This is a genomic window from Pseudophaeobacter sp. 1A09344 (assembly GCF_041008745.1).
GTDB classification, from domain to species: domain Bacteria; phylum Pseudomonadota; class Alphaproteobacteria; order Rhodobacterales; family Rhodobacteraceae; genus Phycobacter; species Phycobacter gallaeciensis_A.
Window position 1 is genome coordinate 57,305 of sequence record NZ_JAXGFS010000010.1, and the last position, 13,844, is coordinate 71,148.

Annotated in this window: 14 protein-coding genes; 10 read left to right on the top strand and 4 right to left on the bottom strand. The window is 61.3% G+C overall.

Annotation, left to right across the window (positions count from 1 at the left end; translation table 11 throughout):
- Nucleotides 1-108 precede the first annotated feature (108 nt).
- The 4 genes from betC (at nt 109) to SM765_RS16905 (ending at nt 5,307) form a co-directional block, all read left to right on the top strand.
- A complete protein-coding gene (betC, locus tag SM765_RS16890) occupies nt 109-1,617 on the top strand; it encodes a choline-sulfatase (protein ID WP_274838637.1) in 1,509 nt (502 codons plus the stop codon).
- Between the two features lie 30 nt (nt 1,618-1,647).
- The gene (gene betB, locus SM765_RS16895) at nt 1,648-3,105 is read left to right on the top strand and encodes a betaine-aldehyde dehydrogenase (protein ID WP_274838638.1); all 1,458 of its coding nucleotides are present in this window, start codon (nt 1,648-1,650) and stop codon (nt 3,103-3,105) included.
- 109 nt (nt 3,106-3,214) lie between these two features.
- Nucleotides 3,215-4,870 (top strand): choline dehydrogenase, encoded by a 1,656-nt coding sequence (gene betA / locus SM765_RS16900; protein ID WP_274838639.1) that lies wholly within the window; start codon nt 3,215-3,217, stop codon nt 4,868-4,870.
- Nucleotides 4,871-5,064: 194 nt separating this feature from the next.
- A complete protein-coding gene (locus tag SM765_RS16905; protein WP_274828360.1) occupies nt 5,065-5,307 on the top strand; it encodes an HP1242/YdcH family protein in 243 nt (80 codons plus the stop codon).
- Nucleotides 5,308-5,362: 55 nt separating this feature from the next.
- Here SM765_RS16905 and SM765_RS16910 read toward each other — a convergent pair whose 3' ends face one another.
- The 3 genes from SM765_RS16910 to SM765_RS16920 all read right to left on the bottom strand — a co-directional run bounded on the left by SM765_RS16910 (nt 5,363) and on the right by SM765_RS16920 (nt 9,510).
- The gene (locus tag SM765_RS16910; protein ID WP_065270760.1) at nt 5,363-6,751 is read right to left on the bottom strand and encodes a helix-turn-helix domain-containing protein; all 1,389 of its coding nucleotides are present in this window, start codon (nt 6,749-6,751) and stop codon (nt 5,363-5,365) included.
- A 65-nt stretch (nt 6,752-6,816) separates the two neighbouring features.
- A complete protein-coding gene (locus SM765_RS16915; protein WP_274839035.1) occupies nt 6,817-8,019 on the bottom strand; it encodes a multidrug effflux MFS transporter in 1,203 nt (400 codons plus the stop codon).
- 123 nt (nt 8,020-8,142) lie between these two features.
- Nucleotides 8,143-9,510: a M10 family metallopeptidase C-terminal domain-containing protein gene (locus tag SM765_RS16920; protein WP_274838641.1), complete on the bottom strand. Its 1,368-nt coding sequence runs from the start codon at nt 9,508-9,510 to the stop codon at nt 8,143-8,145.
- 258 nt (nt 9,511-9,768) lie between these two features.
- Between SM765_RS16920 and SM765_RS16925 the strand changes: the two genes are divergently transcribed.
- From SM765_RS16925 to SM765_RS16945, 5 genes are all read left to right on the top strand, one after another.
- A complete protein-coding gene (locus SM765_RS16925; RefSeq protein ID WP_065270757.1) occupies nt 9,769-11,301 on the top strand; it encodes an acyl-CoA carboxylase subunit beta in 1,533 nt (510 codons plus the stop codon).
- A gap of 7 nt (nt 11,302-11,308) precedes the next feature.
- Nucleotides 11,309-11,659: a hypothetical protein gene (locus SM765_RS16930; RefSeq protein WP_274832506.1), complete on the top strand. Its 351-nt coding sequence runs from the start codon at nt 11,309-11,311 to the stop codon at nt 11,657-11,659.
- A 277-nt stretch (nt 11,660-11,936) separates the two neighbouring features.
- Nucleotides 11,937-12,341, top strand: coding sequence for a DUF6497 family protein (locus SM765_RS16935; protein ID WP_342456572.1), 405 nt, complete (start codon nt 11,937-11,939; stop codon nt 12,339-12,341).
- Between the two features lie 214 nt (nt 12,342-12,555).
- On the top strand, nt 12,556-12,696 hold the full coding sequence (locus SM765_RS16940; RefSeq protein ID WP_165832697.1) for a hypothetical protein: 141 nt from the start codon (nt 12,556-12,558) through the stop codon (nt 12,694-12,696).
- 69 nt (nt 12,697-12,765) lie between these two features.
- Nucleotides 12,766-13,122 carry a hypothetical protein gene (locus SM765_RS16945; protein ID WP_274828367.1) on the top strand — a complete coding sequence of 119 codons (357 nt, stop codon included), beginning with the start codon at nt 12,766-12,768 and terminating at the stop codon, nt 13,120-13,122.
- A gap of 164 nt (nt 13,123-13,286) precedes the next feature.
- On the opposite strand, the gene SM765_RS16950 is transcribed toward SM765_RS16945, so the two are convergent.
- The gene (locus tag SM765_RS16950) at nt 13,287-13,529 is read right to left on the bottom strand and encodes a hypothetical protein (protein WP_274838642.1); all 243 of its coding nucleotides are present in this window, start codon (nt 13,527-13,529) and stop codon (nt 13,287-13,289) included.
- 92 nt (nt 13,530-13,621) lie between these two features.
- Here SM765_RS16950 and SM765_RS16955 point away from each other — a divergent pair, with 92 nt between their 5' ends.
- The gene (locus SM765_RS16955) at nt 13,622-13,825 is read left to right on the top strand and encodes a hypothetical protein (RefSeq protein WP_065270752.1); all 204 of its coding nucleotides are present in this window, start codon (nt 13,622-13,624) and stop codon (nt 13,823-13,825) included.
- The last annotated feature ends 19 nt before the right edge of the window (nt 13,826-13,844 follow it).

Here is a 13,844-nt window from a genome sequence, read left to right on the forward strand (position 1 = left end):
AGAACAGAACCGGGGTGCCGTGCAGATCGCGCGTGGCAGGACCCGCAGCAACAGCTGCCGTTTTCCGGATTGGCCGGAGCTCAGCACAAAATGAAACAGGAGAGGCGCATGACTGCACCCAATATTCTGATCCTGATGGTGGACCAGTTGAACGGGACGTTGTTTCCGGATGGTCCGGTGGACTGGCTGCATGCGCCCAACCTGAAGAAACTGGCGGCGCGCTCGACGCGTTTTGCCAATGCCTATACCGCTTCGCCGCTTTGTGCACCGGGGCGGGCCAGCTTTATGTCCGGGCAATTGCCCTCGCGCACTGGCGTTTATGACAACGCCGCCGAATTCCGCAGCGATATCCCGACCTACGCGCACCACCTGCGCCGTGCGGGCTATTACACCTGCCTTTCCGGTAAGATGCATTTTGTCGGCCCTGACCAGCTGCACGGGTTCGAGGAGCGCCTGACCACGGATATCTACCCGGCCGATTTCGGCTGGACGCCGGATTACCGCAAGCCGGGCGAGCGGATCGACTGGTGGTATCACAATATGGGCTCGGTGACCGGGGCAGGCGTCGCGGAAATCTCCAACCAGATGGAATACGACGACGAGGTCGCCTATCACGCCAAGGCCAAGCTTTACGATCTGGCACGGGGCAAGGATGACCGTCCCTGGGCGATGACCGTGTCCTTTACCCATCCGCACGACCCCTATGTCGCGCGCAAGAAATACTGGGACCTTTATGAGGATTGCGAGCATCTGCTGCCCGAGGTTCCGGCGATGGAGTATGAGGACCACGACGCCCATTCCAAGCGCATCTTTGACGCCAACGACTGGCGCAGCTTCGACATCACCGAAGAAGACATCCGCCGCTCGCGCCGTGCCTATTTCGCCAATATCTCATATCTGGATGACAAGATCGGTGAGATCCTTGAGGTGCTGGAAACCACCCGTCAGGAGGCGATCATCCTGTTCGTTTCCGATCACGGCGACATGCTGGGAGAGCGTGGCCTGTGGTTCAAGATGAGCTTCTTTGAAGGCTCTTCGCGCGTGCCGCTGATGATCTCGGCCCCGGATCTGCCCTCTGGGCGTATTGATGCGCCGGTATCGACGCTGGATGTCACCCCGACGCTGGGTGTTCTGGCCGGGGTATCGATGGAGGAGATCGCTCCCTGGACCGACGGCGAGAACCTTGTGCCGCTGGCCAAGGGCGAAGAACGCAGCGCACCGGTGACCATCGAATACGCAGCTGAGGCGTCCTATGCGCCGCTGGTGTCGCTGCGCTATGGCAAGTGGAAGTACAACCGCTGCGCGCTCGACCCTGATCAGCTGTTTGATCTGGAGGCCGACCCGAAGGAACTGACCAATCTGGCGGATCACCCCGACCATGCGGGCACCCTGCAAACCCTGCGGGCAAAATCCGAAGCGCGCTGGAACCTGGAACAGTTCGACGCCGAGGTGCGCGCCAGCCAGGCGCGCCGCTGGATCGTCTACGAAGCGCTGCGCCAGGGCGGCTATTACCCCTGGGACTACCAGCCGCTGCAAAAGGCTTCGGAACGTTACATGCGCAACCACATGGATCTCAATGTGGTTGAGGAAAACGCCCGCTTCCCGCGCGGCGAATAACCCAATTTCAAGACTGGACAGGCCTATATCATGACCCATCCCGCAGCCCCGAAGGCCAGCCATTTCATCAATGGCGCCTACGTCGAAAACACCGCTGGGACCGCCATTCCGGTGATCTATGCGGCCACCGGCGAAGAGATCGCCACCGTGCATGCCGCGACGCCCGAGATCGTCGAAGAGGCGCTCGCTTCGGCCCAGGCGGCGCAGAAGGCCTGGGCGAAGATGACGGGTACCGAGCGCGGCCGTATCCTGCGCCGCGCCGCCGACATCATGCGCGAACGCAATCACGAGCTGTCGGTGCTGGAAACCTATGACACCGGTAAGCCCTTGCAGGAAACGCTGGTGGCGGATGCGACCTCTGGCGCCGATGCGCTGGAGTATTTCGGCGGTCTGGCCGCCAGCCTCACTGGCGAGCATATCCCGCTGGGCGAGGACTGGGTTTATACCGTGCGCGAACCCCTGGGGCTGTGCGTCGGGATCGGCGCCTGGAATTATCCCACGCAGATCGCCTGCTGGAAGGCGGCGCCGGCGCTGGCCTGTGGCAATGCCATGGTGTTCAAACCTTCCGAGACGACGACGCTTTGCGCCCTGAAGGTTGCCGAGATCCTGCACGAGGCAGGCCTACCTGCAGGGGTGTTCAACGTGGTTCAGGGCATGGGCGAAGTTGGCGGAGCCTTGGTTGCCGACCCGCGCGTCGACAAGGTGTCGCTGACCGGATCGGTACCGACTGGCAAAAAGGTCTACGCTGCCGCCGCGGCCGACATGAAGCACGTCACCATGGAGCTGGGCGGCAAGTCGCCTCTGGTCATTTTTGACGATGCCGATATCGAAAACGCGGTTGGCGGTGCGATTAACGGCAACTTCTATTCCTCCGGGCAGGTCTGCTCGAACGGCACCCGGGTCTTTGTGCAAAAGGGCATCAAGGAGAAGTTCCTCGCGCGGTTGGCCGAGCGGACCAAAGGCGCGGTTCTGGGAGATCCGCAGGACGAGGCGGTCAACTTTGGCCCCATGGTGTCAGAACGGCAGATGGAGATCGTTCTGGGTTATATCGAAAAGGGTAAGGCCGAGGGCGCGCGCCTGATCTGCGGCGGCGAACGTGTGGACCGGCCCGGCTATTTCATCGCGCCGACCGTCTTTGCTGACGTGACGGACGATATGGTGATCGCGCGCGAAGAGATCTTTGGTCCGGTGATGTCGGTTCTGGATTTCGAAACCGAGGAAGAGGTGATCGAACGCGCCAATGCCACGGAATTCGGCCTCTCCGCAGGTGTCTTTACTCGTGATTTCACTCGGGCTCACCGGGTGATCGGGGCGCTGGAGGCAGGCAGCTGCTTTATCAACTCCTACAACGACGCGCCGGTCGAAGCGCCCTTTGGCGGGGTCAAGGCCAGCGGTGTGGGGCGCGAGAACTCCAAGGAAGCCATCAAACACTTCAGCCAGGTCAAATCCGTCTATGTGCGCATGGGCGATGTCGAGGCGGCCTTCTGATTGCCCTTCCGGTCAACGCCCACCCACCCGCCCCGTCGCCCGGAAGGGCAATCGGGGCAGGGGGCAGGCCAGGTTTGGACGGGTCGTTGACCGGTGACGGAGAAATGCGATGAACGCTGATTATGTGATTGTGGGCGCCGGATCTGCTGGTTGTGCGCTGGCCTACCGGCTGAGCGAGGCCGGGCACCGGGTGTTGGTGATCGAGCACGGGGGCACCGATATGGGGCCCTTTATCCAGATGCCTGCGGCGCTGTCCTATCCGATGAACATGTCGCTTTATGACTGGGGCTATAAATCCGAGCCGGAACAGCATCTGGGCGGGCGCGAATTGGTCTGCCCGCGTGGCAAGGTGATCGGAGGCTCTTCCTCGATCAACGGGATGGTCTATGTGCGCGGCCATGCCGGCGATTACAACCACTGGGCCGAAAGCGGCGCCCGGGGTTGGTCCTATGCGGATGTGCTGCCCTATTTCAAACGGATGGAAACCTGGCACGATGGTGGCCATGGCGGCGATCCCGACTGGCGCGGCACCGATGGTCCGCTGCACATCAGCCGCGGCCCGCGCGACAATCCGCTGCACGATGCCTTTGTCGAGGCCGGGCGGCAGGCCGGTTATCCGGTAACCGGGGACTATAACGGTCAGCAGCAGGAAGGCTTTGGCCCGATGGAGATGACCGTCTGGAAGGGACGGCGGTGGTCGGCGGCCAATGCCTATCTTAGGCCGGCGCTGAAGCGGGACACCTGCGATGTCATCCGCGCCCTGGCGCGCCGTATCGTGATCGAAGAGGGTCGCGCCACCGGGGTCGAGGTGGAGCGCGGCGGCAAGGTCGAGGTGATCCGGGCAGACCGCGAAGTGATCGTCTCGGCGTCCTCGCTGAACTCGCCGAAACTGCTGATGCTGTCCGGCATAGGACCGGCGGCCCATCTGGCCGAACACGGGATTGACGTAGTGGCGGATCGTCCAGGCGTGGGGCAGAACCTTCAGGACCATCTTGAGGTCTACATGCAGATGGCCTGCAGCCAGCCGATTACCCTTTACAAATACTGGAACCTTCTGGGCAAAGGTTTAGTCGGGGCGCAGTGGCTGTTCACCAAGACAGGTCTTGGCGCCTCCAACCAATTCGAAAGCGCGGCCTTCATCCGCTCGGACAAGGGGGTGGAGTATCCGGATATCCAGTACCACTTCCTGCCGATGGCGGTGCGCTATGACGGTCAGGCTGCCGCCGAAGGGCACGGGTTCCAGGCCCATGTCGGCCCCATGCGATCACCCTCGCGCGGGAATGTCAGCCTGCGTTCCTCTGATCCCAAGGCGGCGCCGAAGATCCTGTTCAACTACATGAGCACCGAGCAGGATTGGGAGGATTTCCGCAAATGCATCCGCCTGACGCGGGAGATCTTTTCGCAGGATGCCTTCAAACCTTTCGTCAAGCATGAGATCCAGCCCGGCAATGAACTGCAGAGCGACGATGAGATCGACAGTTTCATCCGCGAGCATGCCGAAAGCGCCTATCACCCCTGTGGCACTTGCAAGATGGGAGCAGAGGATGACCCGATGGCGGTTGTGGATCCCGAATGCCGCGTAATCGGCGTCGATGGCCTGCGGGTGGCGGACAGCTCGATCTTCCCGCGCATTACCAATGGCAACCTCAACGGCCCGTCGATCATGACGGGCGAAAAGGCCGCAGATCACATTTTGGGGCGCCGCCTGCCGTCTTCAAATGCCGAACCCTGGTTCCATCCGGGTTGGCAAGCCGCCCAGAGGTAAGTCCCTCAATTACTGTTTGATAAGGCCGCCCCCTGCACCACGCAGCGGGGCGGTTTTCTGTTGGATCTGATGCGCCCCTGTTTCAAGCGCAGCAGAAATGTTGCTTGCGGGCCTTTGATTTGATCCCGGTCAAAGTGAGGTTTCAAACCAGCATCTAATGTCCTGTCAAACAATACAGATAAAGGAGCGAACAGATGTCCAACACGCCTCATGAACTGGCCCAGGAATTCCCCGACAAGGCGGAGCTGATCAGCCAGTTGAAACAATCCGATGCTCATTTCGCCAAGCTTGCGGATGAGTATCACGAGGTGAACCGCGCCGTGCACCGTGCCGAAACCAATGTGGAGCCGGTCGAGGAGCTGGCCGAGGTTGAGATGCGCAAGAAACGTGCCGCACTCAAGGACGAAATCTGGAGCCTTCTGTCCGAAAAGGCCTGAAGCACAGAGCGTTGGTAAAAAGTTCCGGGGTCCGCAATGCGGGCCCCATTTTGTGTCAGCTGACCTCGTAGGGCAGTACGCCACGCGCATCGGCATTGATGCTAAGACGGCGCTCCAGCGGCGGAACAGACCGCTGATGGCAGTCCTTGCGTTCGCAGATGCGGCAGGAAATGCCGATCGGCTCATAGGCCGAGGCGTTGTTCACATCCAGCGTATCCGCATAGATCAGCGCATCGGCATGGCGCACCTCACAGCCCAGGGAGATGGCATAACGCCGTACCGGAGAGCCGAAGGAGCCCCCCGGTTTGGATACGTCATGGGCCAGCGACAGGTAGCGCACCCCATCCGGGGTTTCGGCCAGCTGGCGCAGGAACCGGCCCGGCGTTTCAAAAGCCCGGTGCACGTTCCACAGCGGGCAGGCACCGCCAAAGCGGGCAAATTGCAGCCTTGTCGCAGAATGGCGTTTGGTGATGGTGCCGGCCTGATCCACCCGCACAAAGAAGAAGGGAATCCCTTTGGCGCCCGGCCGTTGCAGGGTCGATAGCCGGTGCGCGACTTGTTCGATCGAGGCGCCAAAATGGGTGGCCAGTCGCTCCAGATCGTGGCGGGTCTCCTGCGCAGCGGCGAGGAACCGGCCATAGGGCATCAGGGCGGCGCCCGCGAAATAATTGGCGAGGCCGATCTTGGCGATGGCGCGGGCTTCGCTGGTCTGGAAGCGGGCAAAATCCAGCGTCGCCTCCAGCAGGCTGTCCTGGCTGAGCAGCGCCACCTGCAGCAGCAGCTGAAATACCTGAGTAGAGGGGGCGCTGCGGTTTGAGAGCCTCAATGTGCGGCTCTCGGCGTCGTAGCTGCGCAGCCCGGTCATATCCGTCATCTGAACCGTGATCCCGGCGTTTTCCAGCGCAGACAGCGCCGCAGCGCGCACGTCTGCCGCGCCGGCAAAGCGTTCTGCGGCCCGGTCCACCGCGTCGATGTAGTTGTCGCAATAATGGAAGAAATCGCGCACTTCCTCCCAAGGGCTGGCCTGGATGCGGGCATCCTCGCGCCCCAGTGCCTCATCAAGAGAGGCAAGCCGTTCGTGGGTCTGCCGGTAGGCCCGGTGCAGCGTCAGGAAGGCGCGCGCCAGCGCCGGTGCGTTCGATGCGGTCAGGCGCAGATCGGCCAAAGGCGGCGGGTCATCGGCAAAGACCGGGTCCGCCATCGCCTCACGCATGTCGCTGACCAGGCGCTCGCTGTCACCGGTGCTCAGCTCGGTGACATCCATGCCGAACTCCTGCGCCAGAGCCAGCACCACGGTGGTCGACACCGGACGGTTGTTGTTCTCCATCTGGTTGAGATAGGGCAGGGAGACACCCAGCTTGGCGGCAAAATCCTTTTGCGTCAGCTCAAGCCGTGTCCGCATCTCGCGCAGCTTGGCACCGGCATAAAGCTTTTGGGTGGCCATTGGGTCTACCTTTGCAAATGAACTCCACTTGCAGTGTATAATTGCAAACTCAAGGGGGCAAGGCGCTAGAGCTGCAGCGATTTTTCGCGCTGGATCACGAGGACAATAGCCAGAAGCCCGAGCACTGCGGTGACGAACATGATGGCCAGCAGCGGCACGGCGGTCGCGCCGGGCACCAGAACCCAGCCTGCCATCGCACTAAGGCCCGCACCGCCGCCGATCATGATAGCCCCGCTAAGGCCCGAGGCAGACCCGGCCAGATGCGGGCGCACGGAAATCGCGCCGGCGGTGGCATTCGGGATGGCCATGCCATTGCCGAGGCCAACGCAGGTCATGAAGCCGAAGAAGGTATAAAGACTGTCCAGCCCGGCCAGCGCGATCCCCAGAGAGATAGCAACGCCGACCCCGTTGATGATACAGCCCCAGAGCACCATACGGTTGACGCCGAAGGCCATGGAAAATCGCCCGGAAACAAAGTTCCCCAGGAAGTACCCGACTGCGGGCGCGGCAAAACAGATGCCGAGCGTCGCCGGGTCAAGGCCATAGACCTGTGTGCCGACAAAGGGCGCGCCGCCGAGGTAGGCAAAGAAGGCGCCGGAGGCCAGTCCAGAGGCCAGCGAATACCCCCAGAAGCGCGGCGAGCGGAACAGTTCGGGGTATTCCTTGAACTGCGCAAGCAGGGTCTTGCCGCTTTTCTGCGCGGTTTCCCCAAAATCGAAATAGGTCAGCGCGTAGGTGCCCAGTGCCAGCACCACCAGCAGCCAGAAGTTGGCCTGCCAGCCAAAGATCTGGTCCAGAATCCCGCCGATCGCGGGGCTGATCATCGGGACCACAGCCATGCCCATAGTGACATAGCCGATCATGCTGGCAGCCTTGTCGGTGTCGTAGATGTCGCGCACCGCGGCACGGCTCAGCACCATGGTGGCGGCAATCGCAGCCTGTGCCATTCGGAAGAACAGAAAAATTTCCGCATTCGGGGCAAAGATGCAGCCGAGTGTGGCCAGCAGGAACAGGACAATACTGGCAAGAATCACAGGTCTGCGGCCCATCTTGTCCGAAATCGGGCCAACCAGAATCTGCACCACCGCGTTCACCGCCAGATAAAGCGCGACGGAGAGCTGCATCAGCCGGTAGTCGACCTCAAAATATACTGCCATGCCCGGCAGGGAAGGCAGAAAGACATTCATCGCGAGGGCAGAGATGCCGGCCAGAAGGATGAGCGTACCGATATGGGGCGCCGTTCGGGGCGCCCGGGGAGAGGTGTTCATGCGCGGAGTAGTTGTCATGCTAAGGGGTTAGTGCAGCAGCGACAAATTGTCTATTGGTGATATTACACACCCCCTGTGCGCGGGCGGGGCCATCAATCTGCCCCGTGCCGAATGGCGATGCCGTCAGATCAGAATGTCGTCGCTAATATCGGCCAGCGTAATGCCCTTGACCAACAGGGTGTCGGCGCCAAAGTCGAACAAAACGCCTTTGTCCGTGTCACTTGCCGCGGCAAGGAGGGTGGCCTGATCGCCGTGGCCCGTGATTTCCAGACTGTCGGCATCATCGGCGAAACCAACGATGGTATCGTTGCCGAAGCTGTTGTTGAACACGAACTTGTCATCTCCGCGACCGCCGAACAGCCTGTCATTGCCGGACTGACCGTTCAGGATGTCGTTGCCGCCGTTGCCTTTCAGCGTATCGTTGCCATTGCCGCCGAAAAGCCGGTCCCGGTGTCCGCCTCCGCTCAGGAAATCCTTGCTGTTGCCGCCGCGAAGAACGTCCCGTCCGGCGTTGCCTTCCAGATCATCACGCCCACCCTGGCCAAACAGGCGATCCCGGCTGGCGCCGCCTTCGAGCTGGTCGCTGCCTCTTTGGCCAAAGATCGTGTCCTTGCCGCCGCCGCCCAGAAGGGTGTTGTTGCCGCCATTGCCGGTCATGCGGTCATCGCCAAGCCCGCCGGTGGCGTTCTCGATCTCGCTGCCAAAGGTGATCACCACGTCGCTTTCGGCATCAAAGCTGGAGAAGCTGCCCGCGCGCAAGTCAAAGACAACGCCATCCGCCCGGCCATTCGCATCAAGGGTGTCCTCTCCGCCGCTGTCCCAGATCGCATCAACGGTATTGGTGCGCGATCCGGTGTAGCGGGTGTCGCCGGTGTTGTAGTCGGCTGAGCCCCAGATGTCCTGCAGCGCCAGGACGTCGAACAGCATCATCGCATCGCTGTCCTGGCCGTTGATCGGGTTGGTAGTGTAGGACATGATGGAATAAAGGTTGCTGTCGTATTCCTCCGGCAGGTTGGCGTCCGGGTCGAATGTGTGTCGCAGGCCCATCGCGTGGCCCAGTTCGTGCAGCAGCAGATTCATTGCATCGGCGGAGGACAGATCGCGGCTCTCGTCAAAGACTACGAAGCCGTCCCATTCGGTAATGGTGGTGTCATAATAGCTGACACCGTAACCGCCATAGCCCGAGGTGTTGCCGGACAGGGTGACTGCGCCGACGTTGATATCCGGATCGTCCTCACCGCTGACCTCGGTAAATTCGACGTTCAGAAAACTCTCGATATGCGCCAGCGCGGCCTCGAAATTGGCCTTCTCGGCGGTCGTGAAATCCCGCCAGCCGCTGTAGGTGGTGTCTGTGGGGAGGTCACCCGGCTGCTGCGTACCGGCATATTGATAGGTGATCTCGAGCCGCGGAGCGCCAGTCGAGTTCAATGGATCGCTGTCGTAAAAGCGGGCGAATTGCAGGGCCTTGATGATTTCCGCTTGGCTCAGCATCTGATCATTCTCCTCACTGGTTACCGGGATCGACGGTTACTGATCAGAAGCTTACTGCCGGGTCGGGGTTGAGGAAAGAGGCGCTAGCGCGCGGTGCGCCAAGACCGGCGGTTTGCAGCCGGAAAATGCCGAGGATTTTGCGAAATATGCAAATTTGCTTATGGCGTATGCAAACGATTTGCAAATTTGCGACAAAGAGCTTTGGCCCAGACGGCCCCCGGGCTATGGTCCCCCGGAAATCTAAAGGGGACCTGTGCCATGAAAGATATCCTTTCCGAGCTGGAAGAGCGCCGCGGTACCGCGCGGCTGGGCGGTGGGCAAAAGCGGATCGATGCGCAGCATGGACGCGGCAAGCTGACAGCGCGCGAACGGATTGATCTGTTGCTGGACGAAGGCAGCTTTGAAGAGTTCGACATGTTCGTCGCGCATCGCTGCACCGATTTTGGTATGGAAAAACAAAAACCCGCAGGCGACGGCGTCGTCACCGGCTGGGGCACCATCAACGGTCGCATGGTTTATGTGTTCAGCCAGGACTTTACCGTCTTCGGCGGCTCGCTCAGCGAAACCCATGCCCAGAAGATCTGCAAGATCATGGACATGGCCGTGCAGAACGGCGCGCCGGTGATCGGCATCAATGATTCCGGTGGTGCCCGTATTCAGGAGGGCGTTGCCTCGCTCGCCGGTTATGCTGAAGTGTTCCAGCGCAATATCATGGCCTCGGGCGTGGTGCCGCAGATCTCGGTTATCATGGGCCCCTGCGCGGGCGGCGCGGTCTATTCGCCTGCCATGACCGACTTCATCTTCATGGTCAAAGACAGCTCCTACATGTTCGTGACCGGCCCCGACGTGGTGAAAACCGTTACCAATGAGGTCGTCACCGCCGAGGAGCTGGGCGGTGCCTCGACCCACACCAAGAAATCCTCGGTTGCCGATGGCGCCTTTGAAAACGATGTCGAAGCACTGGCCGAAGTGCGCCGCCTGGTCGATTTCCTGCCGCTCAACAACCGCGAAAAGCCGCCGGTGCGCCCCTTCTTTGATGAGCCGGGCCGGATCGAGGAGAGTCTCGATACCCTGATCCCGGAAAACCCGAACACGCCTTACGACATGAAGGAGCTCATCACCAAGGTCGCGGACGAAGGTGATTTCTACGAGATCCAGGAAGATTTCGCCAAGAACATCATCACAGGGTTTATTCGCCTCGAAGGGCAGACCGTGGGTGTTGTCGCCAACCAGCCAATGGTTCTGGCCGGTTGCCTCGACATCGACTCCAGCCGCAAGGCAGCGCGTTTTGTGCGCTTCTGCGATTGTTTCGAAATCCCGATCCTGACGCTGGTCGACGTGCCGGGCTTCCTGCCGGGCACCACGCAGGAATATGGCGGTGTCATCAAACACGGTGCCAAGCTGCTGTTTGCCTATGGCGAAGCCACGGTTCCAAAAGTGACCGTCATCACTCGCAAGGCCTATGGCGGTGCCTATGACGTGATGGCCTCCAAACACCTGCGCGGCGACTTCAACTATGCCTGGCCGACAGCTGAAATTGCGGTGATGGGCGCCAAGGGCGCGACCGAAATCATTCACCGCGCCGATCTGGGCGATGCCGACAAGATCGCGGCCCACACCAAGGATTACGAAGACCGCTTCGCCAACCCCTTTGTCGCGGCCGAGCGCGGCTTCATCGACGAGGTGATCATGCCGCAATCCACCCGCAAGCGGGTCAGCCGGGCCTTCGCGAGCCTTCGTAACAAGAAGCTCGAGAATCCGTGGAAGAAACACGACAACATCCCGTTGTGATCTGCTGATGGCGCGTTCGTGGCATATCCTGCGCGAGGAGGGGGCTCTGACACTCTGTCGGCAGCGCCCGCCTCGGTTCGATGTGGCGGTGGCCGCGGATCTGCCCAAGGCGGATCCGTTGCGGCTGGCGCATCAGATCCGGCAGGATATGTGGCGGGCGTTGCAGGACGTGCGGGGGTTCTCTCCGGTGGTTCGGGTGGCGCAGACCGCCGAGGGCGTCAGGGTGACGGCTGGCGGTCGCGTCCTGGGGTTGGTGTCTCCGGTGCTGGCCGAGCGGATTGAAGCTGTGCTGGAAAAACCGGCAAACCGCGGGCGCTGGCTGCGCCATGCGGCGCGCGGGCAGGGGGCGGATCTGTGACTTTCCTGATGTGCGCCCTTTTCGGTGGCCCTTCCCGAGCCGTGGGAGAGGCAATAACCCACAACTCTGCATATGCGTGTGCGAGATTTGTGCGGCGCCAAAGAATGCCGCTTGGGCAAATCATTTTGCACAAATTTGTAACAACGTTTGACACAGAGGGCGAATCGGCTCCATGATCCGCCTCATCGGCATAAGGACAGCGCGCGCCGCGTGCGCAGCGCCTGCAGCCCCGGCAGGAGGAGCCCATCGTTTTTGGGGTCGGGGCTGCGGATATTTTGTGGCCGTCGTTTCTGGTTTCCTGAATATGATCGCAGCGTCTGCCGCTTCGGCAGGTGAGGCCGGAGTGGCGCCCATTTCCGTACCTTCTGGTCAGCCGGTCACCCTGTCTGAAGTGCTGCTGGATCGTGATCCTGGTGCACTGTGGCTGCGCTTGCGTTTCGTGGCGCCGCAGATTTCCCGCAATGGCGGCACAGCCACCCATGATCAGGCGATGGCCGATATGGATCACCTGTGCCAGGAACTGGCGCTCTCCTATATGCAGGAACACGCGCTGCAGCCGGAACGTATCGTCATCTCATTTGCCGATCGCGCTGTGCCCTTTGGTGTGCAGGATCCCGCCGCCACCCAGTATTTCGAAGCCTATCGTCCGAGTGGCGACACCTGCATCTGGGAGGGTTTCTGATGTATCTACAAGATCTTGCGACCCTCGACTGTAGTGCACCTTTGCCTGCGGCTTTGCGATCACAAAGCTACCGCTCCGCGTGTTTTCGATGTGAAAAGACCTGTCATTCGGCTATGATGCAGCTGGGCGGCGCAAATGCCGTCCGCATATTGAGGTCGAACCCTGCAGAGGTACTTCCCTCGGCGGGTTTCAGGACAATAATCAGGAGACAGAAATGTCCAAGAGCATCAAGCTTTTCACGCTGGCTGGTTTGCTGGCGACCGTCGCTGCATGCGGCTCAAAAGAAGAAGAATTTGTCGTGGTGGAGCCCGAGCCCATCTCGGTCGAACCGACCTACACCGGCAAATACAAGTAACATCGTCAGGGGTCCGGCCCTGTGGCCGGCCCCAGTCGCCGCGCGGGGTGCCGGACTGGAGGCATCACCATGCTGAAACACCGCGGGTTTCCCGGCCGTCTTCCGGGTACCGATTTCCAGTTCACCATTCGTCGTCCAAACCCCAAAGGGGTCACGCCGATCACTCAGCGTGAGCGGTTCCGCGACCGGCGTCCGCCGGACCGCAGGGCCGACGCGGCCTTTATGCGGGCGCTGTGGGAGAATTTTGGCGACCAGCCTTTCGAACGGGGCAACCTTGATGCCGGGCGGCTGAGCTGGCTGTTCGGGCGCGAAGTCGTGGCCGCCGAAGATCCCTTTGATCCCGAAGATTACGAGGCGCTGCTTGTCATCGATGTGGATGTCGCGCGTTTGTCCTTCCCTGAAGCCTTTGACGGGACCGCAGATTGATGGCTCTGGCGGGCTACCATATCACGGCGCTGCGCGAATGCGCGGCAGGCCCGGTGCCTGGTGGTCCGTCCGTCCGCCTGTTTGGCGGCCAATGCCGGGATTCTGTGCGCTGCGTCGGCGTGAATTCGCACATGGGGCGCGCCTTTCAGCGGGAAGCTGCGCAGTCAGTGGCGTTGCAGAACACCGGGCTTTCCACCCCTGCCAATAGCTGCATTCTGGATGTGACAGTACGGAATGCTCGCGCTGTCACGCATCTGTTCCAGTCCCTTGACTTGGATGGGCAGGACCGCGCCCCCATCCGCGGCCTGCCTCTTTTTCTGCGCCGCAATATTTGCCCGTTCCTTGAGTGCATCCAGTGCGCGGAACCCCGCCACAGGCTGCGGGAAAGCGGGCGGTCCATCGCTCATTCCGGCATCCAGAGGCCCCGCGCGTTGCGGCTCGTTGGGCGTCCTGCAATCTTTTCTGGCCAGATAAATTCGGTCAGAAAAGGAAAACGGCAATGCAGGCAACACGGATACTCTCGCTCCTGGCCCTGTGCGGCGGATTGGCGGCCTGTGGGCAGTCAACCGGCGAGCAGGTCGTCTATGGCGCCAGCGCAGGCGCGCTCGGCTCGCTGTTGCTCGACGGCAACCCGGTCACCGGCGCCGCTGTCGGCACAGCTGCAAATCTCATCTACTGCAAGGAAAACCCTGGCAAATGCTGATCGCATTGCCGCGGCCCTT

Coding starts and splice junctions, on each gene's coding strand:
- SM765_RS16915 (WP_274839035.1), bottom strand. CDS start 8,019: ATGAACACCTCTCCCCGGGCGCCCCGAACGGCGCCCCATATCGGTACG.
- SM765_RS16925 (WP_065270757.1), top strand. CDS start 9,769: ATGAAAGATATCCTTTCCGAGCTGGAAGAGCGCCGCGGTACCGCGCGG.
- SM765_RS16940 (WP_165832697.1), top strand. CDS start 12,556: ATGTCCAAGAGCATCAAGCTTTTCACGCTGGCTGGTTTGCTGGCGACC.
- betC (WP_274838637.1), top strand. CDS start 109: ATGACTGCACCCAATATTCTGATCCTGATGGTGGACCAGTTGAACGGG.
- SM765_RS16930 (WP_274832506.1), top strand. CDS start 11,309: ATGGCGCGTTCGTGGCATATCCTGCGCGAGGAGGGGGCTCTGACACTC.
- SM765_RS16955 (WP_065270752.1), top strand. CDS start 13,622: ATGCAGGCAACACGGATACTCTCGCTCCTGGCCCTGTGCGGCGGATTG.
- SM765_RS16950 (WP_274838642.1), bottom strand. CDS start 13,529: ATGAGCGATGGACCGCCCGCTTTCCCGCAGCCTGTGGCGGGGTTCCGC.
- betB (WP_274838638.1), top strand. CDS start 1,648: ATGACCCATCCCGCAGCCCCGAAGGCCAGCCATTTCATCAATGGCGCC.
- SM765_RS16905 (WP_274828360.1), top strand. CDS start 5,065: ATGTCCAACACGCCTCATGAACTGGCCCAGGAATTCCCCGACAAGGCG.
- SM765_RS16910 (WP_065270760.1), bottom strand. CDS start 6,751: ATGGCCACCCAAAAGCTTTATGCCGGTGCCAAGCTGCGCGAGATGCGG.
- SM765_RS16945 (WP_274828367.1), top strand. CDS start 12,766: ATGCTGAAACACCGCGGGTTTCCCGGCCGTCTTCCGGGTACCGATTTC.
- betA (WP_274838639.1), top strand. CDS start 3,215: ATGAACGCTGATTATGTGATTGTGGGCGCCGGATCTGCTGGTTGTGCG.
- SM765_RS16920 (WP_274838641.1), bottom strand. CDS start 9,510: ATGCTGAGCCAAGCGGAAATCATCAAGGCCCTGCAATTCGCCCGCTTT.